17 protein-coding genes and 4 pseudogenes are annotated in these 22,253 nt (G+C 62.2%); 8 read left to right on the top strand and 13 right to left on the bottom strand.

From position 1 onward, the window contains the following. Positions 1 to 61 precede the first annotated feature (61 nt). On the bottom strand, positions 62 to 898 hold the full coding sequence (locus AB8Z38_RS36920; RefSeq protein WP_369722443.1) for an enoyl-CoA hydratase family protein: 837 nt from the start codon (positions 896 to 898) through the stop codon (positions 62 to 64). 43 nt (positions 899 to 941) lie between these two features. Then, positions 942 to 1,703, bottom strand: coding sequence for an SDR family NAD(P)-dependent oxidoreductase (locus AB8Z38_RS36915; protein WP_369722442.1), 762 nt, complete (start codon positions 1,701 to 1,703; stop codon positions 942 to 944). Positions 1,704 to 1,899: 196 nt separating this feature from the next. Between AB8Z38_RS36915 and AB8Z38_RS36910 the strand changes: the two genes are divergently transcribed. The 5 genes and pseudogenes from AB8Z38_RS36910 (at position 1,900) to AB8Z38_RS36890 (ending at position 7,648) form a co-directional block, all read left to right on the top strand. Next, complete coding sequence (locus AB8Z38_RS36910) at positions 1,900 to 2,718, top strand: alpha/beta fold hydrolase (RefSeq protein ID WP_369722441.1); 819 nt, start codon at positions 1,900 to 1,902, stop codon at positions 2,716 to 2,718. 7 nt (positions 2,719 to 2,725) lie between these two features. After that, positions 2,726 to 4,015 carry an acyl-CoA dehydrogenase family protein gene (locus AB8Z38_RS36905; RefSeq protein WP_369722439.1) on the top strand — a complete coding sequence of 430 codons (1,290 nt, stop codon included), beginning with the start codon at positions 2,726 to 2,728 and terminating at the stop codon, positions 4,013 to 4,015. Positions 4,016 to 4,017: 2 nt separating this feature from the next. Then, positions 4,018 to 5,552 (top strand): annotated as a pseudogene (locus AB8Z38_RS36900) (class I adenylate-forming enzyme family protein). Next, positions 5,549 to 6,637 carry an NAD/NADP octopine/nopaline dehydrogenase family protein gene (locus AB8Z38_RS36895; RefSeq protein WP_369722438.1) on the top strand — a complete coding sequence of 363 codons (1,089 nt, stop codon included), beginning with the start codon at positions 5,549 to 5,551 and terminating at the stop codon, positions 6,635 to 6,637. The pseudogene AB8Z38_RS36900 and the gene AB8Z38_RS36895 overlap by 4 nt, the downstream one beginning before the upstream one ends. A 3-nt stretch (positions 6,638 to 6,640) precedes the next feature. After that, positions 6,641 to 7,648: a 3-hydroxybutyryl-CoA dehydrogenase gene (locus AB8Z38_RS36890; protein WP_369722437.1), complete on the top strand. Its 1,008-nt coding sequence runs from the start codon at positions 6,641 to 6,643 to the stop codon at positions 7,646 to 7,648. On the opposite strand, the gene AB8Z38_RS36885 is transcribed toward AB8Z38_RS36890, so the two are convergent. The 6 genes and pseudogenes from AB8Z38_RS36885 to AB8Z38_RS36860 form a co-directional block, all read right to left on the bottom strand. Beyond that, complete coding sequence (locus tag AB8Z38_RS36885; RefSeq protein ID WP_369722436.1) at positions 7,630 to 8,676, bottom strand: peptidase M29; 1,047 nt, start codon at positions 8,674 to 8,676, stop codon at positions 7,630 to 7,632. The genes AB8Z38_RS36890 and AB8Z38_RS36885 overlap by 19 nt on opposite strands. Positions 8,677 to 8,712: 36 nt before the next feature. Beyond that, on the bottom strand, positions 8,713 to 9,480 hold the full coding sequence (locus AB8Z38_RS36880) for an ABC transporter permease (protein ID WP_369726705.1): 768 nt from the start codon (positions 9,478 to 9,480) through the stop codon (positions 8,713 to 8,715). Then, positions 9,477 to 10,262, bottom strand: a complete 786-nt coding sequence (locus tag AB8Z38_RS36875) for an ABC transporter permease (RefSeq protein ID WP_369722435.1) — start codon at positions 10,260 to 10,262, stop codon at positions 9,477 to 9,479. The genes AB8Z38_RS36880 and AB8Z38_RS36875 overlap by 4 nt, the downstream gene beginning before the upstream one ends. After that, complete coding sequence (locus AB8Z38_RS36870) at positions 10,259 to 11,104, bottom strand: ABC transporter ATP-binding protein (RefSeq protein WP_369722434.1); 846 nt, start codon at positions 11,102 to 11,104, stop codon at positions 10,259 to 10,261. Before AB8Z38_RS36870 ends, AB8Z38_RS36875 begins: the two co-directional genes overlap by 4 nt. A 125-nt stretch (positions 11,105 to 11,229) precedes the next feature. Further along, positions 11,230 to 12,925, bottom strand: a pseudogene (ilvD, locus tag AB8Z38_RS36865) (dihydroxy-acid dehydratase). Between the two features lie 78 nt (positions 12,926 to 13,003). Continuing rightward, positions 13,004 to 13,987, bottom strand: coding sequence for an ABC transporter substrate-binding protein (locus AB8Z38_RS36860; protein ID WP_369722431.1), 984 nt, complete (start codon positions 13,985 to 13,987; stop codon positions 13,004 to 13,006). Positions 13,988 to 14,157: 170 nt separating this feature from the next. Between AB8Z38_RS36860 and AB8Z38_RS36855 the strand changes: the two genes are divergently transcribed. Continuing rightward, a complete protein-coding gene (locus tag AB8Z38_RS36855) occupies positions 14,158 to 15,066 on the top strand; it encodes an NAD(P)-dependent oxidoreductase (RefSeq protein ID WP_369722429.1) in 909 nt (302 codons plus the stop codon). A gap of 15 nt (positions 15,067 to 15,081) precedes the next feature. On the opposite strand, the gene AB8Z38_RS36850 is transcribed toward AB8Z38_RS36855, so the two are convergent. The 5 genes and pseudogenes from AB8Z38_RS36850 to AB8Z38_RS36830 all read right to left on the bottom strand — a co-directional run. Next, complete coding sequence (locus AB8Z38_RS36850) at positions 15,082 to 15,642, bottom strand: flavin reductase family protein (RefSeq protein ID WP_369722428.1); 561 nt, start codon at positions 15,640 to 15,642, stop codon at positions 15,082 to 15,084. Positions 15,643 to 15,651: 9 nt separating this feature from the next. Beyond that, on the bottom strand, positions 15,652 to 16,857 hold the full coding sequence (locus AB8Z38_RS36845) for an acyl-CoA dehydrogenase family protein (protein ID WP_369722426.1): 1,206 nt from the start codon (positions 16,855 to 16,857) through the stop codon (positions 15,652 to 15,654). 86 nt (positions 16,858 to 16,943) lie between these two features. Beyond that, a complete protein-coding gene (gene maiA, locus AB8Z38_RS36840) occupies positions 16,944 to 17,600 on the bottom strand; it encodes a maleylacetoacetate isomerase (RefSeq protein WP_369722425.1) in 657 nt (218 codons plus the stop codon). 70 nt (positions 17,601 to 17,670) lie between these two features. Beyond that, positions 17,671 to 18,939, bottom strand: coding sequence for a CaiB/BaiF CoA transferase family protein (locus tag AB8Z38_RS36835; RefSeq protein ID WP_369722424.1), 1,269 nt, complete (start codon positions 18,937 to 18,939; stop codon positions 17,671 to 17,673). A gap of 216 nt (positions 18,940 to 19,155) precedes the next feature. Next, positions 19,156 to 19,292: pseudogene (locus tag AB8Z38_RS36830) on the bottom strand (GNAT family N-acetyltransferase); the annotation flags it as partial. Between the two features lie 113 nt (positions 19,293 to 19,405). Here AB8Z38_RS36830 and AB8Z38_RS36825 point away from each other — a divergent pair. Together AB8Z38_RS36825 and AB8Z38_RS36820 are read left to right on the top strand one after the other, a co-directional pair. Beyond that, positions 19,406 to 19,789: a hypothetical protein gene (locus AB8Z38_RS36825; RefSeq protein WP_369722422.1), complete on the top strand. Its 384-nt coding sequence runs from the start codon at positions 19,406 to 19,408 to the stop codon at positions 19,787 to 19,789. Positions 19,790 to 20,088: 299 nt separating this feature from the next. After that, a pseudogene (locus tag AB8Z38_RS36820) lies at positions 20,089 to 21,526 on the top strand (IS1182 family transposase). Positions 21,527 to 22,253: the final 727 nt, after the last annotated feature.

Below are 22,253 nucleotides of genomic sequence, written 5' to 3'. Positions count from 1 at the left end.
TCACGAAACTATTTTAAGCCTAAAATAATTTGATGCAAGCCCCCCGTTGCGGGGCGCCCCCTCAGTCGCCCCGGAAGACCGGCTTGACCTTGTTGGCGAAGGCCTCGAAGGCGCGCTCGAAATCGGCGGTCGTCATGCACAGGGCTTGAGCGATGGCTTCCGCCTCGATCGCCTCTTCCACCGACATCGCCCATTCCATCGCCAGCATCCGCTTGGTCATCGTGTTGGCAAAAGTCGGACCTTCCGCAATCTGCTTTGCCAACACCTGCGCCTGGGGCAGGACCTGCTCCGGCGTGACGATGCGGCTGAAGAAGCCCCAGCGCTCGCCCTCCTCCGCCGTCATGAACCGGCCGGTGTACAGCAGTTCAGAGGCGCGGGACTGCCCAATGATCCGCGGCAGGATTGCACAGGCGCCCATGTCGCAGCCGGCAAGCCCCACCTTGTTGAACAGGAACGCGACTTTGGTTCCGCTCGCCGCCAGTCGCATATCCGACGCCATGGCCATGATCGCGCCGGCGCCGGCGCAGATACCCTCGACCGCAGCGACGATAGGTTGCGGACAGGCACGCATCGCCTTGACGAGGTCACCGGTCATCCGGGTGAAGGCAGTGAGCCCCTTGGTGTCCATCTTCACCAGCGGGCCGATGATCTCGAACACATCGCCGCCAGACGAGAAATTGCCGCCGGCGCCGGTCACGACCACGACCTTGACCGTGTCGTCGAACGCGCAAGCGCGGAACAAATCGGTGAGTTCCCGATAGCTCTCGAAGGTCAGCGGATTCTTCCGCTCCGGACGATTGAGCGTCACGGTCGCAACACCGTCGACGACGGCCAGCAGGAAGTGTTGCGGCGAATAATCCACGAGCGGCACGGTCACCGGATTGGCTGGTCTGCTCATGCGATCTCCTTATCAGTCTTGTTCCGGGCCTGCGCCGCGCACGCTAGATCTCACCACCGGCGACCGCAATCGCCTGTCCGGTCACCGCACCGGCGCCCTCGCCGCACAGCCAAAGCACGGCATCAGCGACCTCTTGAGGCGTGATCAGCCGCCCCTGCGGATTGTGCTTCGCGAGCTCGGCGATGGCCTGCTCGCGGCTGCGGCCGGTCTTCTTGATGATGTTTTCAATGCTGCCGGCGACCAGATCGGTGTCGGTAAAACCCGGACACACCGCATTCACGGTCACGTTGCTGCCGGCCATCTCGAGAGCCAGCGAACGCACCAGGCCGACCACGGCATGTTTGGCGGCACTGTACGCGCTGACATAGGCATAGCCCTTTAGCCCGGCGGTGGACGCAACTGCGACGATGCGGCCATAAGGGCGGTCCTTCATCCCGGGCAACACAGCGCGGATTGCGTGGACAACGCCCATGAAATTGACGTCCATCATGCGCGCAAAAAGGGCGCTATCGGATTTTGCGAACGGCGCCGACTCCGCGCTGCCCGCATTCGCGATCAGGATATCCAGCGGCTGCCGCGCGCTCGCCTCGGTGATGGCAGCTTTCAACGCGGCCTCGTCCGCGACGTCGGCGACGACTGCAAAATGTGCAGCTCCTGCGTTCACCGCCTCTTCAAGGGTAGCTGCATTCCGACCAAGCACCGTAACCGTCGCGCCGGCCCCGACAAGCGCCGCCGCAATCGCGCGGCCGATACCCCGGCCGCCACCGGTGACTAGCGCGTGCGGCGAATGCGGCAATCCGGACATGCGCGGGCTCCCTGGGATCTCGTGATACGTACCCTCGATATATTTTAACCTTCAAACTTTTGCAACGAAACGCTGGTCAGCGTCGCGAAGGGCTGCAGATCGAGGCCGGTCCGAAAATTGCTTTAAGTATAAAATTATCGCTTCCCATCGCCCACAGGCCTGTTAGCATCCCGGGCGCCAGGCAAAAGGATGTCGCGTGTCGCAACCCGCACCGATGATAACAAAAGACGGGCGCTTCGCCTACGAAGCGGCAGGCGATCCGAACGCGACGCCTCTGATATTCCTGCACGGCATTGGCGGCGCGGCGCGGGCCTGGCGGCGACAGCTCGCCACATTCGGCAATCGCTTCCACGCGATCGCGTGGGATATGCCGGGCTATGGCGGATCGGCACCGCTTGCCAGCGTCAGCATCCCAGCGCTCGCGGACGCGCTCCAGCAATTCATCGCGCAGATCGGTGCGGAGAGCCCCATTCTGGTCGGCCATTCGATCGGCGGCATGATCGTCCAGAAATGGCTGGTGCAATCACCGAAATTGGCGCGCGCGATTGTCTTGGCACAAACCAGCCCGGCCTTTGGCAAGGCCGACGGCGATTGGCAGAAATCATTCATCTCCGCAAGGCTCGGTCCGCTCGATCACGGGGAGACGATGAAGTCGCTGGCGCCTTCTCTCGTGAAAGAACTGGTCGGCGACGATCCCGATCCGAAAGGGTTAGAGCTTGCGAGCGAATGCATGGCGAGCGTGCCCGAGGCAAGCTATCGCGCCATGATGCTGGCTTTGATCGGATTCGATCAACGCAGCACGCTGAAGGATATTTCCGTTACGACGTTGCTGCTGTCCGGCTCCCGAGACAACAACGCGCCTGCTCCGATGATGGCGAAGACCGCGTCGTACATTCCATCCGCAGAATATGTCGAGCTTGCCGGCGCCGGGCATCTCGCTAACCTCGAACAACCGGATGCCTTCGACAGGGCCCTCGGCGGGTTTCTGGACGCCGTCACGGCCAGACACGGGTGACCGCACAATGACCATGCAAGTCAGCAAGACCATCGGCACCGGTGACCAGATCGCCCTGGACGCACCGATCTTCGATCCCGCTGCATTCCGGTTGAACGACGAGCAGGCCGGCATCATCACGCGCGCCCGCGAGATCGGCCAGAGCGTGTTCGCCGGTCGCGCCGCGACCTACGATCGCGAGGCGGTCTTCCCGAGCGAGAATTATCGCGACCTGCATCGTGTCGGCCTGCTCGGCATTGCCATTCCCAAGAAGCATGGCGGGCTCGGCGCGAACTATCAGACCTATGCTTTAGCGGCGGCCGAGATCGGCCGCTATTGCGGCGCAACGGCGCTCACCTGGAACATGCATGTCTGCTCAACCCTGTGGTCCGGCCCCCTTGCCGACGATCTCGACATGGACGCCGAAACCCGCGCGGCGCACGAGCGGCGGCGCGCCGTCCACTACAAGCGCATCCTCGAGGACGGCGCGATCTACTCGCAGCCATTCTCGGAGGGCGGTGCAGCCGCCGCAGGCGGTGTTGCCTTCGGCACGGAAGCAAAGCCGGTCGAAGGCGGCTGGATCGTCAACGGGAAGAAAATCTTTGCGTCGCTCTCCGGCCACGCCGATTATTACGGCGTACTTTGCACCGAGATCGAGGAAGGCGAGAAGGCCTCGCGCCGCAACACGCTTTACCTGGCGATCCCTGCGAAGTCGCAAGGCGTCTCCGTCGTCGGCGACTGGGATCCGCTCGGCATGCGCGGCACGGTGTCGCGGACGCTGCTGTTCAAGGACGTGTTCGTGCCGGAGGATGCCGCGCTGATGCCGCGCGGCGTCTATTTCCAGGCCGCGATGCGCTGGCCGCATATGTTCCTGACGTTGTCGCCGACCTATATGGGTTTGGCGCAGGCGGCCTATGATTTCACCGTGCGATATTTGCGCGGCGAGGTGCCGGGCATGCCGCCGGTCAAGCGCAGGATGTACCCGACCAAGCAGATCGCCGTCGCCCAGATGCAGATCAAGCTGGAGCAGATCAAGGCGATCTGGTTTCAGGCCGTCACCGAGGCGCGGGCGAACCCGAGCAAGGAGCAGGTGCTGCGCGCCTACGCCGCGCAATATTCGGTGATGGAGGGCGCCAACGAGTTGGCGGCGCTCGCGATCCGCACCTGCGGGGGCCAGGCCATGCTGCGATCACTGCCGCTGGAGCGGATCTATCGCGACAGCCGCTGCGGCTCGCTGATGCTGCCCTGGACGGCCGAACTTTGCCTCGATCGTATCGGACGCGAGGCGCTGTACGAGGCCGGCGAAACGGACGACTGACGGTGGACCTCTGTAGCCTGATCGACCGCAACGCGGCGTTCGCGCCGGACAAGACAGCCATAGCCTTCGAGGGGGAACGGCTGAGCTATCGCGCGCTTACCGCACGCATCGAGCGCACCGCAACGGCATTGAAGCAGCAGCTTGGGGTCGGCCGCGGCGACCGGGTCGCGATCCTGAGCCTGAATCGACCGGACTATCTGGTTCTGCTCTATGCGTGCGCGCGGCTTGGCGCGATGCTGGTGCCGTTGAACTGGCGGCTGGCGGTCGCCGAGCAGCTCTTCATCATCTCCGATGCGGGCGCCAAGGTTCTGGTGCTCGAGCAGGCATTCGAGAGTATTCTTCCTGAGCTTGAGGCAATTTCGCCGGGACTCGCCGTCGTCGGATTGGACTTCGCACCGCCTCGCGGCGAGACATTCGAGAGCCTGCTGGCGCACGGCGACGGCAGCAGCCGCAATCCACACACCGATCTCTCCTGCCCGCTGCTCATCGTCTACACATCAGGAACGACCGGACGGCCGAAGGGCGCGGTGCTACGCCAGGAAGCGCTGTTCTGGAACGGCGTCATGAGCCAGCACATGCACAACATGACGTCCGACGATCACGTCTTGACGGTGCTGCCATTCTTCCACGTCGGCGGCCTCAACATCCAGACCACACCGGCGCTCCATTTTGGCGCGACCGTCACGATCCACGCGCGTTTCACGCCGGAAACCGCGCTGGCAGCCATTGAGCGAGAGCGGCCGACACTGACGGTGATGGTGCCCGCGATCATCCAGGCCGTGACCGAGCATCCCGCCTGGGCGACCGCCGATCTTTCGTCGCTGAAGGCGGTCGCCACCGGCTCGACGATCGTGCCGCCGCATCTGATCGATCGCTTCGTCGCACGCGGCGTTCCCGTTCTCCAGGTCTACGGTTCGACCGAAACCTGCCCCATCGCGGTCTACACGCGGCTCGGCGGCGATCTCTCGCGCGTGGGATCCACCGGTCTTGCCGGGCTGTGCTGCGAAGCAAAGGTGATCGACCAGGCAGGGGCCGAGCTTCCGCCGGACACACCGGGGAGATCGCGCTGCGCGGCTCCAACGTGTTCTTCGAATATTGGGGCAATGCGGACGCCACACGCGACGCGCTTCTGGACGGCTGGTATCGCACCGGCGATATCGGGTTGTGCGACGCGGACGGCTATTTCTGGGTCCGCGATCGCAAGAAGAACATGATCATTTCCGGTGGCGAGAACGTCTATCCGGCCGAGGTCGAGCGCGTCTTGCTCGAACATCCCGACGTCAGCGAATGCGCCGTGATCGGCAGGCCCGACCCACGCTGGGACGAGGTGCCGATTGCCTATGTGATCCGGCGATCCGGCTGCCGGCTCGAAGCGGACGAGCTGAAAGCGCACCTGCAGGCTCAGCTCGCGCGATACAAAGTTCCGCGCGACATCATCTTCGTCGCCGACCTGCCGCGCACGGCGCTCGGCAAGGTCCAGCACTTCCTGCTGAAGCGACTTGATGCGCAGTCACGCGCGCAGGGAGAAGCATCTTGAAGATTGCGGTCCTGGGCGGTGGTAACGGCTCTTTCGCGGCCGCAGGCGATTTTGCGCTGGCGAGGCACGAGGTCCGGCTCTGGCGCCGCGACGCGGATCAGGTCGCAGCTCATCGTGCCGCTGGTTCCAGAATCGTGGTGAAGGACCACAATGGCCGCCACAACGTGAAACTGGCGCTGGTGACGGCCGACATCGCCGAAGCGGTCAGCGGCGCCGAACTGATCCTGTGCCCCGCCCCCGCGTTCGCGCAGCCGGACATCGCCCGCCTGCTTGCCCCACATTTGCGGGACGGCCAAGTCGTGTTTCTGCCGCCGGCGACATTCGGCTCGATGATCTTCGCACAAGCCGTGCGGGATGCCAGCAATCGCGCCAGCGCGAGCTTCGCCGAGACCGGCACGCTTCCCTGGCTCACCCGCAAGCACGGGCCCTTCGAGGTCGCGATCACCATCCGCGCCAAGCGATTGCCGGTCGGCGTGTTTCCACTCGAGCGGGCGCCGCAAGCGCTGGAAGTGATCGGACGTGCTTTTCCCGGCGCGATCGAACCGTGCGGAGACGCGCTTTCGGGCGCGCTGATGAATGCAGGTCCTATCATCCACCCGCCACTGATCGTGATGAATGCGGGCCCGATCGAGCACTTCGAAAAATGGGATATTCACAAGGAGGGCACCCAAGCCTCCATTCGCCAGGTCACCGACGCGCTGGACGCCGAGCGGATCGCGGTGCGCGAGGCGCTTGGATATGGCGCACCGCATTTTCCCTTGGCCCATCACTACGCCCGGGAAGGCGAAATCTGGATGTATGGCCGCGGCTCGCATGACCGGCTCACGGATTCCGGCGATTGGCGTGAACGCATCGTGCTCACCGAGCATCGCTACATGCGGGAGGATCTGCGGCTTGGATTGTCGCTGCTGGTCTCAGTCGCGAGCCTGGCGGGCGTGGCCACGCCGCTGGCCAAAGCTTTCCTCGCCATCGGTGGCGCGGTCTGCGGCGAGAATTTCGAGCAGGGCGGACGAACGCTCGATACGCTGGGGCTTGGCAATCTCGGCAAAGCCGAGTTGCAGACGCTGCTTCGCAAGGGATTTTGATCCATGACGACTCGCACCAAGATCGCATGTCTCGGTGCCGGCCGCATGGGGCGCGGCATCGCTGTTGCGTTCGCGTACGCGGGACACAGCGTCACCATGGTCGACGCCAAGGCCCGTTCCGCGGAGGAGTTCACCAAGCTGGAGGCGGACGCGCTCGGCGAGGTCCGGAAAACATTCGCCAGCCTGTCGAGCCTGGGGCTACTGACCGAGGCCGATGTCGAGCCCCTCATCGCGCGGGTCTCGGTAGTGGCATCTCACCGGAGTGCTGCAGCGCTTGCCGACGCGGGAATGGTGTTCGAGGGCGTTCCTGAGGTGGTCGAGCTCAAACGCGAGGTGCTGGGATCTGCGTCGAGGCAGGTTCGCCCCGACACCGTCATCGCGTCAACGACATCGACTATTCTCGTCGACGATCTATCCGGCGCGATCGAAAATCCTCGCCGCTTCCTCAATGTCCATTGGCTCAATCCGGCCTATCTGATCCCGCTAGTGGAGGTTTCGCCCGGGAGTGGAACCGACCCGGCCATCATCGAAGAGGTCAAGGCGCTGCTGGAAGGCATCGGCAAGGTGCCGGTGGTCTGCGCTGCCACCCCCGGCTTCATCGTCCCGCGCATCCAGGCGCTTGCGATGAATGAAGCGGCGCGCATGGTCGAGGAAGGTGTCGCAAGCGCCGAGGACATCGACAAGGCGATCCGTTACGGCTTCGGCTTCCGCTACGCAGTGCTCGGGCTGCTTGAATTCATCGACTGGGGCGGCGGCGACATTCTCTACTACGCCAGCCGGTATCTCGAAGGCGCGCTCGGCAGCGACCGTTATCGCGCGCCGGACGTCATTTCACGCAACATGCATGAAGGCAGGATCGGCCTGCGAACGGGCGCAGGCTTTCTCGATTATTCCGGCCTCGACGTCGACGCCTATCGCACAAAGCGGCTTCAGGCCATGGTCGACCTGCTCCGGCACTTCGACCTGGCGCGCCCGCCCGTGCTCGATCGCGGTCAGCCGAAGATATCCTGAAGCACGCCTTCGCGGACGACCGCGACCCCGTCGAGCTCGATGGTGGTTCCCATCATCGGCAGGTCGAAATGGCCTGCCGTGTAGCGGCCGGCGAATTCGTTGGCGCCGGTCGAGAACAGGAAATTGCCGGAGACCGCGCGGATCTCCGTGCCGTTGGTGTCGCGCTGGTCGTACATCGAGAGCGCCTCGTAGCGCGCGCCCGGATTCATGCCGAAGCCAACATGCGATACCGCATAGGCCTCGCGATCACCCCAAGCGGCGAGATAAGCCCGCATCATCGCCGCATCCGCGCCCTCGCCGTCCAGCTCGACGACATAGTCATCCTTCAACGTCATTTTAATCGGCGAGGTCAGATAGCGCTTGAAGGTGAGATTGATGTCGCCCGGCGCCATCACCAGCGTGCCGTTGATCGTCCCGCTCTTGGGAAAGCTCACGACAATGCCGCCGGGCCAGTGCGCTAGCGTGCCGGGTTTGTCTGTCCAGCCCCATACGCCGACTGTCGAAGCTCCGACCATGTCGACGTCGAGAGCGGTCCCCGCTTTTGATGTGACTCGCATCCGCTTGGTCCCGCGCAGCATCTTCGCTGCAGCGCGAACGCGCTTCTCGAGGGCCGAATCCGGGACCATCCGCTCCAGCGCCTCAGGATGCTCGTTGGAAATCACGAGGATCCGCGCACCGGCCTTCAAAATCTCGGGTGTCTCCGCCGCGTGCATCAGGCCTTCTATGGTGCAATCCACCACGAAGCCCGCCTGCTGGAGCGCGCTGATGACTGGCCCAAGTTTCTGGATGGCCTCGCTCGCTCCTGTCGAGCGGACCGGCACGATATTGCGGTTGCGGGACGTCGGTATCACCACGTGAAACGGCCGCGCCCCCATGCGCAGTAGAGCAAGCTCAGCCAGGTGCACATTCAACGCGCGCGACTGCGTCTCCGAGAGGATTGCCGCGGTATCACCCGCCCTGACCGCGCATCGCTCAAAAATCTCGCAGAATGCGTCGATCCATTTTGCTTCGATGCGATCAGCCAGCATGGTTCGCTCCCGTTAACGGCTTCTTGTTTGGTCAGATCACGCTTCGGGAAAGCCCCGTAAAAGGTATGATCGCAAGGCCCCCAACAGTCCGTTCAGGATCAGACCAAGCAGCGAGATCGTAATCAGCGGCACGAACATGTCGACGGCCTGAAAGGTCCGGGCCGCGGTGACGAGGACATGACCCAGCCCGTCCGTCGACGTAATCATCTCCGCCAGAAACACCACGATGCAGGAAATGACAAGACCGATCCTGCAGCCGGTCAGGATCGACGGCATGGCGGCCGGCAACACCACCTTGAACAGAATTTCATACCGCGGCGTTCCCGCCGCCATGGCCGACCAGATCAGCTTCTGCTCGACGCTCGACGCGCCATAATAGGTTGACAGCAAAATGGGGAACAAGGCGTCGGCAGCCACCAGAGTGATCTTCGATCCGTGGCCGAAACCGAGCAGCAGCAACAGCGCCGGATAAAGCGCGACCTTGGGCAAAGGCGCGAGCACGCGCACGATCGGTCGAACGACAGCATTGATCGCGGGACTTGCGGCGGCAGCGATGCCTATGCTCACCCCAAGCACGACCGCAATCGCAAAGCCGGCAAACAGACGAACAAGAGTTGCCGCGATCTCCTGCTGGAACGTCCACGTGACAAGCTGTTGCAGCAGCCGGCTGAAGACATATCCCGGGGGCGGAAGCAAGACAGCGGGTGCGAGGCCGGATGACACCAGCCCTTGCCACACCGCGATCACAAATGCGATCGGTGCGATCCCGAGAGCAATATTCATTGGGGTAAGGCGCGATCTCATGAGAAGCTCAGGGGCAGATCGAACTGAGGCTCGGACCATCGTACAAGCCTGGCGCGGACCCGCTCGAACATCGCATCCAGGCAGATGCCCATCGCACCCACGATGATGATCATCGCATACACCGTGTCATACTGCCCCATGTCGAGTGCGTTGAACAAGATGTTCCCGGCGCCGGACTGGCGAGCGATCATCTCACTGGTGATCATCGTGATCAGTGCCAGCACAAGCCCAGTGCGGCAGCCGGTCAGGATTTCCGGCAGCGCGGCAGGCAGCACGATCCGAACCAAGCGCTGTAGCGCCGAGAGTCCCATTGCCGCGCCCGACCACAGCATCTTCTCCTCGACGGCTTTCGCACCCTCAAAGCTGTGATAGATCACAGGCAGACTGACCCCGAGAAAGATAACCAGCGTCTTGGTGATGTCGCCGACCCCCAGCCACAGCATGATGATCGGCATCAGTGCGGCCTTCGGGACCGGGTAGATGACCATCAACAGCGGATTGAAAAAAGCCGCGACCGCGCGGCTGCGCCCCATCAACAGGCCCAAGGGAATCGAAACAAGCACCGCCCCGCCGAATCCCATCGCCATGCGGCGAAGCGAGGCCAGAATGTTGATCAAGGACTCCTTGTCGCCAAGGATGTCCGGGATCGCACGGACCGCCTCGATCGCGGTCGGAAAGCTGTCGTTCTTCAGCGCCAGCGAGGCGATCTGCCATACCGCAAGCAGCCCGATGCAGGCGAACACCGGCGCAGCACGCTTAGCCAAGGTCGCCGACGATATCACGACGGTAACCGAACTTCGTCGCTCTCATCGAACATGCGCTCGATGTCGACGACGTATTTCTGGTACCGCGGGTCGAGCAACAGTTCGCTGCGGCGGCGCGGGCGCGGTAGATCGATGTCGATGACCTGTCGAATACGACCTGGAGATTTCGACATCATCACGACCTTATCGGACAGGAAAACGGCTTCGTCGACTGAATGGGTGACGAACAACACCGTTTTGCGATCGCGTTCCCAGATATTCAGGAGATCGTTCTGCAGGCGTGTTCGCGTGTGGGCGTCGAGCGCACCGAAGGGCTCGTCCATCAACAGGACTTCGGGATGATACGCGAGCGTCCGCGCCAGTGCGACGCGTTGCTTCATGCCGCCCGACAATTCCTTTGGATAGAAGTTTTCGTAACCCTTGAGGCCGACCATCTCGATCAAGGCACGGCTTTGGACCTCGACCTCAGTGGCACCCACGCCTTGCTGGCGCGGGCCATACATCACGTTGCCGAGGACCGTCTTCCAGGGAAACAGTGCGAACTCCTGGAACACCGGTCCGCGATCCGGGCCCGGCCCCGTGATCGTGCGTCCCTTGATTCTCGCCGTCCCGCTGGTCGGACTGACGAAACCGCCGACGATGTAGAGCAGTGTCGACTTGCCACAGCCCGACGGACCAAGAATGGAGACAAAGGCCCGCTCTTCGATCGTCAGCGAGATATCCGACAACGCCAAATGATCGTTGCGCGCCGAGGTTTGAAAGACCTGCGAGACGTGGTCGATCTCGATGATCGCGGAAGCCGGCTGTTGTGACGTCACCGGTCTCACCCATTCGCTCGATCTCGAAGGCATTACCTTCATCACGTCTCTCGCTTCACCCGTGCGCGAAAGTCGCGCAGCCGACCAGCAGAATGTGCTCCATCAGCGCCACGAGCTTAGCAAGAAACTTGCCAAACGGATCGTCATTTTCGCGCAAACATCATGGTTCAATCGAACCAGGGCCATTCTGCCGGCCCCTCATGCGTCACCGCTCCACCCGGCGCCTGACCAACCAGCCGCGCGTACTTCGCGAGTGCCCCGGCGCGATGACGTGGCGGACGAGGCTTCCAATCGCGCCGGCGCGTTGCGAGTTCCTGCTCATCGACCAGCAGGTCCATGCGGCGGCCGGCCGCGTCGATTCTGAATCTTGTCGCCGTCACGAACGAGCGCCAGCGGACCGCCAACAAACGCTTCCGGAGACACATAGCCGATGCACATGCCGCGGGTTGCGCCGGAAAATCGCCCATCGGTGATCAAGGCCACCTTCTCGCCCATGCCCTGCCCATAAATCAGCGCGGTGACGCCGAGCATCTCGCGCATGCCAGGACCGCCGACCGGTCCTTCATTGCGGATCACCAAAACCTCGCCTGCCTTGTAGCTGCGCTCCCGTACCGCCGCGACGCAGCCCTCCTCATCTTCGAATACGCGTGCGACGCCTTCGAAGAACTGGGTCTTCAGACCTGCAACCTTGATCACCGCGCCATCAGGACAGAGATTGCCCTTCAATACCGCCACGCCGCCATCCGGCATGATCGGTGCGCGGGCCATGTAGACGACCTCGCCATCGGGCGCGTTGGCCGCGCCATATTCTTCCGCGAGCGTACGGCCCGTGATGGTCAGGCAGCGGCCGTCGATATGCCCGCTCTGGATCAACTCGCGGATCACAACGGCCGCGCCGCCAATGTCGTAGACGTCCTTGGCGGTGTATTTGCCGCCGGGGCGCAGGTTTCCGATCAGCGGCGTCCGAGCTAACACCTCGCCGAGATCATCGATCGTAAATGCGATGCCGGCCTCGTTCGCGATCGCCGGCAGATGCAGCGCGGCATTGGTCGAACCGCCGGTCGCAGCAACGATTGCGGCTCCGTTTTCGAGCGATTTCCGGGTCACGATGTCGCGAGGCAATGGCCCGCCGCGCTCCAGCATCTCCATCACGAGCCGGCCGGCGCGCCGCGAGATCTGCGCGCGTTCGGCATAAACGCCCGGGACCATCGAAACATTGGGAATGGTCAGGCCCATCGCTTCCGACACCATTCCCATGGTATTCGCGGTGAACTGACCGGCGCAGGCGCCAATGGTCGGCAGGCAGGCGCGCTCGATCCGCTCGAGCGTCGCGGCGTCGATCTCACCGGTCATGAAGCTACCGACGGCTTCGTAGGAGTCGAGGACCGTCAGGGTGCGCCCGTCCACACGGCCCGGCAGCGAACTGCCGCCGTAGATGAAGATGGACGGCACGTTGCAACGAACCATTCCCATCATCACGCCCGGAAGCGTCTTGTCGCATCCGCCGTATCCGATCAGTGCGTCGTAGGCGAGGCCATGCACGACCGCTTCGATCGAATCGGCGATCAGCTCGCGCGAAAACAGGGAGAACTTCATCCCCTCGTGATTCATGCTGATGCCGTCGGAGACCGAGACGGTCGAGAATTCGCGCGGCGTCCCGCCGGCTTCCTCGATCCCGGTCTTGGCTGCCGCGACCTGGAAGTCGTGGGTCATGTTGCAGGGCGTCTGCTCACCCTTCATGCTGACGACGCCGACCATCGGTTTGGCGATGGCCTCGTCGTCCAGGCCCATCGCGCGCATGAATGCGCGATGCGGGGCCCGATCGAGGCCGTCAGTCGTTATCCGTGAGCGCAACTTCTTCATACGTGCATCATCTTCGTCCAATGTCCCGCACATGACCGGGACATTGCGGCCTCGTGAATTCAACGGACGATCGATCGCCTACTGCAGTGGCGCAACGATTGTCGGATGCTTGAACTGGGCGACATCCAGCTTCGGGAGCATTCCCGTTTCAGCATAGATATCCAGCATCTTCTGGATCGCCGGGAAGTTCGGCGCCGCACCCGGATCACGGCCGAAATCGTTGTCCTTGAGAAGATAAGTGTCGAGCACCGGGATGGGCGCTTTTAGCACTTCGGAGACTACCTTCAGCGTCTCTTCGCGGTTCGCCAAGGCCTTCTTCATGCCCGACGTGATATCGCGGACATAGGCCTTGACCAGTTCCGGGTTCTTGTCGACGAAATCGGCGCGGCAGGCTTCCAGGATATGCACGATATTCGGCATCACTTGCGACAGCGAGAACAGCTTTCGGGTGCCGCCTTTTGCTTCTGCGCGCGCGGCGAACGGCTGGTTCATATTGACCGCATCGACACGGCCCTGGCGCAACGCATCTTCCGAGACGGCAAAGCCGACTTCGACGAGCTTGATGTCCTTCGCCGGATCGATGCCATTCTGCTTGAGAAGCAGGTTGAACGGCCCTTGCGTCCCGCCGCCGATCACGGAAATGCCGACCGTCTTGCCCTTGAGGTCGGCAATCGTCTTGATCGGCGAATCGTCCATGACCGCCCAGTAGACCGAGAATCCGCCGGGCTTCTCGAAGACATGCTGCGCCACGATGTAGGCCTTGAGATTGCCGCCGACCACGCCATTGGCGAGCGATAGCGGTGCCTGTGTCGCGCAATCGAGTGCGCCGGCAGCCAGTGCCTGCGTCATCGGCGCGGTACCCTGGAATTGGGTCCATTCGACGTTGTAGGTCTTGCCGAGATTGGGAAATTCGGCCGGCCTGCGCATCATCCAGTATTTGGATTCCTCAGCCGGGATGGTCCAGCCGACGCGGATTGTCTGCTGCGCCCATGAGTGGCTTGCGCCCGCCATCACGGCCAACACTGCCCCTGCTGCCAGCATCCAGCTCGAAACCGTCCGCATCGTGCCCACTCCGTTGCTCCGGCGCCGACCGGCGCCACCGAACCCAACCACCCCAAATGTTTCATGGTTCAAACAATGAGGCAAGCCATGCAGGCTGCCCCGGTTTCGCCGCGGGGTCCACGATGTATGGTGCACCGGCGGCGCTGCGCCGCGGCAGAAGGAAGCAACCTATGGCTGAAGCGAGCAAGGCCGACGCGCGGCACGTCGAGAGGCTTGGCTATCTCGGCCTTGGGCTCATGGGTGCGCCCATGAGCCGGCGCCTGCTGAAGGCCGGTTATCAGGTGACCGTCTGGAACCGTTCGGAAGCCAAACTGGCGCCGCTGCTCGAGTCCGGTGCAAGCCGCGCAACGACGCCCCGCGTCCTCCTGGACGGCTCGGACATCGTCTTCATGTGCGTGACGGACGCAAATGCCGTGGAAGAAGTGATCTTCGGACCCGAAGGCGTTTCAGCGGCTTCCGGCGCAGGTAAACTCGTGGTCGATTTCTCCTCGATTCATCCAGATGCCGCGCGCGATCTCGCCGCTCGGCTGAAAGCTGCCAACGCTGCAAGCTGGGTCGATGCGCCCGTGTCCGGCGGCACCAAGGGTGCGGAGGAAGGCACGCTCGCCGTCATGGCCGGCGGTGAAACGGGTGACATCGAAAGAGTGCGGCCCTACGTGTTGGCCATGGCACGCAGGTTCACCCACATGGGCGCGATCGGCGCCGGCCAGACCGCAAAACTCTGCAACCAGGTGATTGTCGGATGCGCAATGGCCGTCCTCGCGGAAGCAACGCGCCTTGCGGTCAATGCCGGCATTGACGCCAATCGGCTGCCCGAGGCGCTCGCCGGCGGCTTTGCAGATTCCATTCCGCTCCAGCTCTTCGTACCGCGCATGGTCCAGGGCATTCACTCCCCGCCGCTCGGTCACATCGCCACGATGCTCAAGGACCTCGACACGGTTGCCGATGTAGCCCAGGCGACGTCAACTCCTGTACCGATGGCTACGCTTGCGGGACAGCTCTTCAGGCTGGCCAGGACTGCCCGTGGCGCGGATGCCGATGCGCTGGAGATCTACAAGCTGTCGGCGGAAGAGCGGTAGGCCGCGATTCTCCATTTACGGCTTCTTGCCCTCTTCGTCGGGAACGGATCGGCCAAATGCGCCGCGCGCAAACAGCAGCGGCTCCTTCGCATTGTAAGTATAGGCCTCGACCGCGCCGAGAAAGATCACGTGGTCACCGCCATAGTAGCGATTGACCGAGCGGCACTGAAAGGCGGCGACGCTGTCGGCGAGCACCGGAGCGTTCCCGAGCCCTGGCGTCCAGTCGATGCCGGTGAATTTGTCATCGGATGACTTGGCGAATTTGTTCGCAAGCGCCTGTTGCGAAGCGCCAAGCACGTTGACCGTAAAATGGCTGGCGTTCTGAAATACGGTCAAGCTTGAGGAATAGACCACAAGACTCCAAAGCACCAATGGCGGATTGAGGGAGACCGAAGCAAACGAGTTGCAGGTCAATCCATAAGGCCTTCCGTCCGGACCTGCGGCCGTAATGATCGTCACACCCGTGGCATAGGTGCCGAGCGCATTGCGAAAGTCGCGAGGATCGATCCGCGAACTGTCGCTCGCGAATTCATTGGCTGGATCGGGCCCGACCGGCTGCTTTGGCAGATCATTCATCGGCCGGTCTCACAAGGTGAGATTTTCGGACGGCAGCCCAAGTGCCACGCGTCCATAATTGGTCCCGGCCGCATCAAAATTAAAAGCGAGATGCGAGTTGATGGCGTGCGCATCGCGGAACTGTCGCTGCAACACACCTGTCGTGAATAAGCCGCGCGCCCCGCTCGCCGCGAACAGCATCGAGACGGCGTCGGTGCAAAGATTGACCGAGAAGGCGCCATCACGCCGATACCTGGTCTTGGTCGTCATGTCCGGAATGTGGCGACGCCGCGCATCTGCCATGGCATCGATACAGGCGGAGCGCATGATCAAACGCGCGGCATCGATCTTGGCCGAGGCCTCCGCGATCTTGATCTGGGTACTTTGAAAGTCGCTCAGCTTGGCGCGATTGTAGGTCGATATGCGGTGCCGCGAGACCTCTGCGTAATCGTCCAGGCAAGCCTGCGCATTTCCGAGCGCGACGCCGGATAGGACATAGGGAAACAGCGAGAACACAGGCAGTGCATACAGCGGGTTCGGATTCAACTTGCTTCCCGGCGCCGAACCGCCGGCAAGATCGCTCACGGCGACCGTCATATGATCGGCTACGAAAGCGTCCCGGACTTCCACGTCCGACGACCCGGTACCGCGCAGTCCTGCAACGTTCCAGGTGTCGAGAATGTTGTAGTCCGCCTTGGGCAGCAGAAAGATACGATATTCAATGCCGTCAGCCTCATCGTCAGAGGAGACAACGCTCGCGAGCATGTTCCACTCGCACGAAGCGACCCCCGATGAGAACGGCCAGCTTCCGTGCAGGCGGTATCCGCCCTCGACCTTCCTGGCGCGCCCGGCGGGGAAGATGAACGAAGACGCGATCAGCACGTCCGGGTCCCCGCCCCAAACCAGATCCTGCGCTCTCGGCTCGAACATGGCGAGCATCCAGTGATGGCTGGCGAGATTGGCGAGATTCCAGGCCACCGACGCGTCCGCCTGTCCGAGCAGGTCGGCGCAATCGATCAAGGCGACGTAATCGAGCTCGGCGCCGCCAATGCGCTTCGGCTGGAGCATCCGGAACAGGCCGGACTCGTGCAGGTCCCGCTCGGTTTCCGGCGGCAGGTTCCGCAACTCTTCGGTCCGCGCCGCGCGCTCCCGCAGTTGCGGCAAGAGCGAGCGGGCCCTCGCGATCATCGACGCATAGGCGGGATCGTCGGAATCCCTCGCCGTCGACTGACCCATGCTCAGCTCCTTACCAGCGCCATTCGTGTCCCTCGCTCCCATACACTTATGCGGCGGGAACCTCGCCAAATCAAGCTGGCGTAGGGTTAACGAGGTGCGATCGCCGTGTAGCCGGATTGTTCGAAGGGATGCGATGTCGCGAAGGCCGGCGTTGCGAAGCAGTGCCCCGCCAGGCGCGCCACGGCCGGAAATGGCGCCAGGTCTAGCTTCAAAAATTGAGCTCCAACGACCTGGCCGGCAATGCAGATGTCCGCGACGCTCACCCGCTGACCAAGTGTAAACGGCTCGGCTGGCCGGCGCTGCAACAGTCTCTCGTACGTTGCCAGTCCTTCGATCGTCCAATGCTTCGCCCAACTCTCGATTGCGTTGGCATCTGCACCGAACATCTTGACGAGATGGTTGCGGACCCGCGGAGTCACCAACGGATGCGCATCCGCGATCGTGACCAAAGCGAGAGATCGAGCATAGGCGCGGTCGGCAGGATCCGACGGCAGCAGCGTCGGCTCCGGCATGAGATCCTCGAGATATTCGATGATGGCCAGCGACTGAAACACCCGGTGTTCGCCGTGCACCAGCGTGGGAACGACGCGCTCGGTGTTGACCGCGTCATAGTCCGGATCGAACTGCTCCCCTGAGAGGATGTCGACCGGAATTTCCTCGAAGGGCAGTCCCTTGAGCTTGAGTGCCACGCGCACACGAAACGAGGCAAGCGAGCGCCAGAAGCCGTAAAGCTGTATGTTCATCGTCAATTCCCATTGGCAAACGACGGCTGCCCTGGTCGGCCATCCCATCGAAATGGTATCCACCGTTCTGTTAAGCCGAGCTCGATGGCTTGCCAGAACCAAAGACACCCTTTTGAGCGAACTCCAGGATACGGCCATCATCATAGCCAAGTATATCGCGCAAGACCTGTTCGGTATGCTCGCCCAGCAGCGGCGCTGCGACCGGGTCAACCGCGGCCGTCAAGCTCATGCCGATGGGAGGCTCGATGTTGGGGACCCATCCCGCCGTCGGGTGCAGAATCTGGTTCAGACGATGACGCTCCCGCGCTTCGGGCGCATTGAACCCCTCCTCGACGGTACGGAGATAGCCAACCGGGATATTGGCCAGCTTCATCTTCGCCATCCAGTTCTCGAGGCTGTCGCTTGCGAAGACTTCCGCGATCGTCTTTCGCAGCAGCTCCTTGTTCTCGGACCGCGCCTTCCGCGTCGCGAACCGGGGATCGCTGATGAGATCAGGACGGTTCAACACCTCGACCACCAGCCGTCGATACAACCGATCGTTGGCGCAGGCCATGTAGAGCGGTCCATCGGATGCCTCGTAGACACCCACCGTGGGAGAGCCGCTCGGCGAGTTGCCGAACCGGCCGGGATTCTCGCCATTGATCAAGTAAGCCATGCCGTAGAAGCCGGTCATGCCCATGGCCACATCGAACAGGGCGACTTCAACATGCTGGCCGCGACCAAGCCGATCCCGGGCCAGCAGTGCCAGCAGGATGGCGTTGCAGGCGGACATCCCCGTCGCCATGTCGACGATCGGTGGGCCAGTCCGAACAGCCGGGCCGTCGGCGAACCCGTTGAGCGACATGAATCCGCTTTCAGCCTGCGTAATCGGATCGAAACCGGGACGAGAGGCGAAGGGGCCGGTTCGTCCATAGGCCGAGATCGAGCAATAGACCAGCCGCGGATTGAGTGGCGCGACCGCCTCATAGTCGAGGCCGAATTTCCTCATCACCCCGCTCGAAAAATTCTCAACGACCACGTCCGCCTTGCGAATCAGATCCCGCGTGATCTCGCGCGCCTCCGGCACGGCAAGATCGAGCACAATGCCGTGCTTGTTGCGGTTCAGGCTGAGATAGGCCGCGCTTTCACCACCGATTTCGGCATGCTCATAGGCGCGCGTGTCGTCGCCACCGTCCGGATTTTCGATCTTGATGACGCGTGCACCGAAATCGGCGAGCGTCTGCGTGCAGGCAGGTCCCGCCACCACGCGCGTGAAATCCACGACCAGGAGACCTTCAAGTGCGGCGGGTCCGCCCGTCCCCCGCGGTGGACGTTCCGGCAGTTGAGGTTTGGTGGACATCCCTGGCGCTCCCTTACATCGGCTTGTGCTCGCCGAATTTCCTGCAAGACGAAAGTTAAAGCCCGGCACCGCGGCCTGCGCAAGTACCTGATCAACGCTCTCTCGAAACGCCAAAACGGCCCGGCAGCAATCAAGCTGCCGGGCCGTTTCGATCGTATAGATTATTCCGATGCAGAAGTGACGTTCCGCCTCACGGGAAACCCCACAATTCCGTGTCTATTTGAGCCACTTTCTCCAATACAGCGAATTCGACCAAGCCCAGGGCACATCGGTTCATAGAGCCGATAACCGGCCTTGATGAAATTATTGGCCGACACCGGATTGTCCGTCGTGTCCGAAACAATGCTGTGCCATTCCCTAGACGCAGCAAGACCCGGCACAACGTGCGCTCGCATCCTTCTAACGCGACCCGGGGACACGCGCGACGCCGGCATCACCGCTGCGCACGATCCCAACGAGAACCTTGATGGCTGTTCTGGTGCGGCTGCGCGCCAGCGGTGGAATTGCGGTCAGCGCCCGTGCTTTCGCACGCCTGCCTGACGGCGGGCAGGTGGACGGAAGCATCTTCACGCAGCCATTAAATATCGTCGCTCATGAGGATATTCCCCACAGGCCAATCGATCAGGCCTGCAGTCGCGAGCAATCTCAGCTGCCCCGTCATCATTTCATCAAAGCAAGAATGCGGCAGATCGCGCGACGAGGCGCGATCGTTTCGAGCGCGAACCCTATCTCCGTGTGTCCGGAGGCCGCAGCGGCGCGAGCGAACAGCGCTCACGCCGAGGGCCGCCACGTTCGCGCGTGTACGGCCAGCAATGGTTCGGACGGCGGCACGCCCATCGGCGCTCCATGAACGCGTTTCAACGAGGGCGAGGCCGCGATGCGCGGGACGCCGTCCGATCTCGAAACCGAAACGAAAAAACCCGCGGCGGATGCTTCCGGCGCGGGCGAACCAAACTCGTTTCGATGATGTCATTCTGACGGTGTTTTGCCCGACGTGTCAAACTAGAATAGACCTGACTGTCCGCTTTACTCGAAAGGCGACGCAGCGTGCCGACCGGATCTATGTCGGCCTTGGGCCCAGGCCGTGTGAAAACGTTCTGTTTCCGGTGATTCGCGCGATAGGATTCCCCGCACTTGCGGGGAGGTCCGATGAAGCGCTTTGTTGAAGGGGTGGATCGCGGGCAGAGCATGCTGTTTCCGGCATCGCTCGATGACTATGTGACCGTGGATAATCCAGTGCGAGCGGTCGACGTGTTCGTCGAGAGTCTCGATCTCGGCAAGCTCGGGTTCATCGGCGTGCAGCCATTCGACACGGGCCGACCCAGCTATCACCCCGGTACGATGCTCAAGCTTTACATCTACGGCTATCTCAATCGAGTTCCGTCGAGCCGGCGCTTGGAGCGGGAATGCCAGCGCAATATCGAGATGATTTGGTTGACCGGTCAGCTGACGCCGGATTTCAAGACGATCGCTGACTTCCGCAAGGACAATGGCAAGGCCATTCGTGGGGTCTGTCGCGAGTTCGTCGCGTTGTGCCGAAAGCTTGAGCTGTTCAGTGCCGCGAGCGTCGCCATCGACGGATCAAAATTCAAGGCCGTCAATGCGCGGGACAAGAACTTCACAGAGGCAAAGATGAAGAGGCGTCTGGAGCGCATCGATGAGAGCATCGCCCGCTATCTCTCTCAGCTTGAGACCGCCGATCGGCATGGCGACGCGGTGCCGGAGGCCGAAGGTTGAGCGGTTGAATGGCAAGATTGAGAAGCTGAAGGAGGAGGTCATCCGGCTCAACACGATCAATGCGGAGATGATCAAGAGCGAGGACAAGCAGATTTCGCTGACCGATCCCGATGCGCGCTCGATGGCGACGAGTGGCAAGGATACCGGGATCGTTGGCTACAACGTGCAGATCGCAGTTGATACGCAGCATCATCTCATCGTGGCTCACGAAGTGACCAACGTGGGCACCGATCGCCACGAACTCGCTAACATGTCCAGGCAGGCTCGCGATGAGATGTCAGTCGAGACGCTCGAAGTGGTAGCAGACCGTGGCTACTACAATGGAGAGGAGATCAAGGCCTGCGAGGAAGCCGGCATCACGGTGACGTTGCCGAAGCCGATGACTTCCGGCGCGAAAGCTGCCGGCCGCTTCGGCAAACAGGACTTCGTCTACGTAGCGGCCGACGATGTCTATCGCTGTCCCGCCGGCGAGCGACTAAACTATCACTTCACGAACGTAGAAGATGGAAAGGCCCTGCGCCGCTATTGGACAAGCACCTGTAAAACTTGCGCGCTAAAAGCTCAGTGCACGACAGGCCCCGAGCGCCGCATCTCACGCTGGGAGCACGAGGCCGTTCTGGAGAAAGTTCAGCATCGGCTCGACCACAATCCCAACGCAATGGGTGTCCGCCGTCAGACAGTGGAGCATCCGTTCGGCACGATAAAGGGGTGGATGGGAGCAACACACTTTCTCACGAGAGAGCTGCCAAAGGTGGCCACCGAGATGGCGCTCAATGTGCTGGCCTACAACATGAAGCGCGTGATGATGATCGTGGGCATAGGCGGATTGCTGGAAGCGATGCAGGCGTGAGGTCCGCCACCAAATCAGCGCCTAGATGAAGCTTCTGGTTCATCCTAAGACGACAGGGGGGCAATCCCATCGCATAAAAGGCTCGGCGGCGGCGGAAGGCGCCGGTAGGCATCAAGTTGCACGGTTTTCACACGGCCTGGGCCACGAGCGGACGTTAGGAGGATAGAGCGGCCCCATGAAGCGCGGATTGTTCACATCGCCAACAGGTCGGGCGTTCGACATGAAAGCGGCCCGCCAAGGGGTTTCTGCTCCAGAACTAACTGCAGGAGCCCCCTCCCGAGCGGTGAATCCGTTGCTGCTGCGCTGGCGCGGCTGCGTGCAGGAGAAAGGAAGGCCGGGACGGCGTGAGTTGTCTGTCGTGTATTCCCAAACCACCGGACGACAATTAGGGCTTGCCCTCGCTCAGCGCAAACCAAACGTGTCTGAAGTCACAGTCTGACAGTCCTCCCATCCTCCATGCTGCGGTGGTCGATAACGACATCGACCAGCTATCAGAAAGGAACGATCTATGTTGCGCAAATTCTCACTTCTTGCAGTTGCCGCAGTCTTATTGGGCGCGGCTGCTTTGGCCCCAACCTCAGCCTCCGCATATGAGTTTGGCGGCTCGCACCATCGGGGTGGTGTAACTATCGTCCTCGGCGGCCCCGGCTACTATGGTTATGGTTACGATGACTGCGACCACGACTACGATCATTACCGGCACAATCCGCGTCGCTGGAGGCCGTTC

The organism is Bradyrhizobium sp. LLZ17, assembly GCF_041200145.1.
GTDB lineage: Bacteria > Pseudomonadota > Alphaproteobacteria > Rhizobiales > Xanthobacteraceae > Bradyrhizobium.
This window is presented reverse-complemented; position numbering and strand designations above follow the sequence as displayed.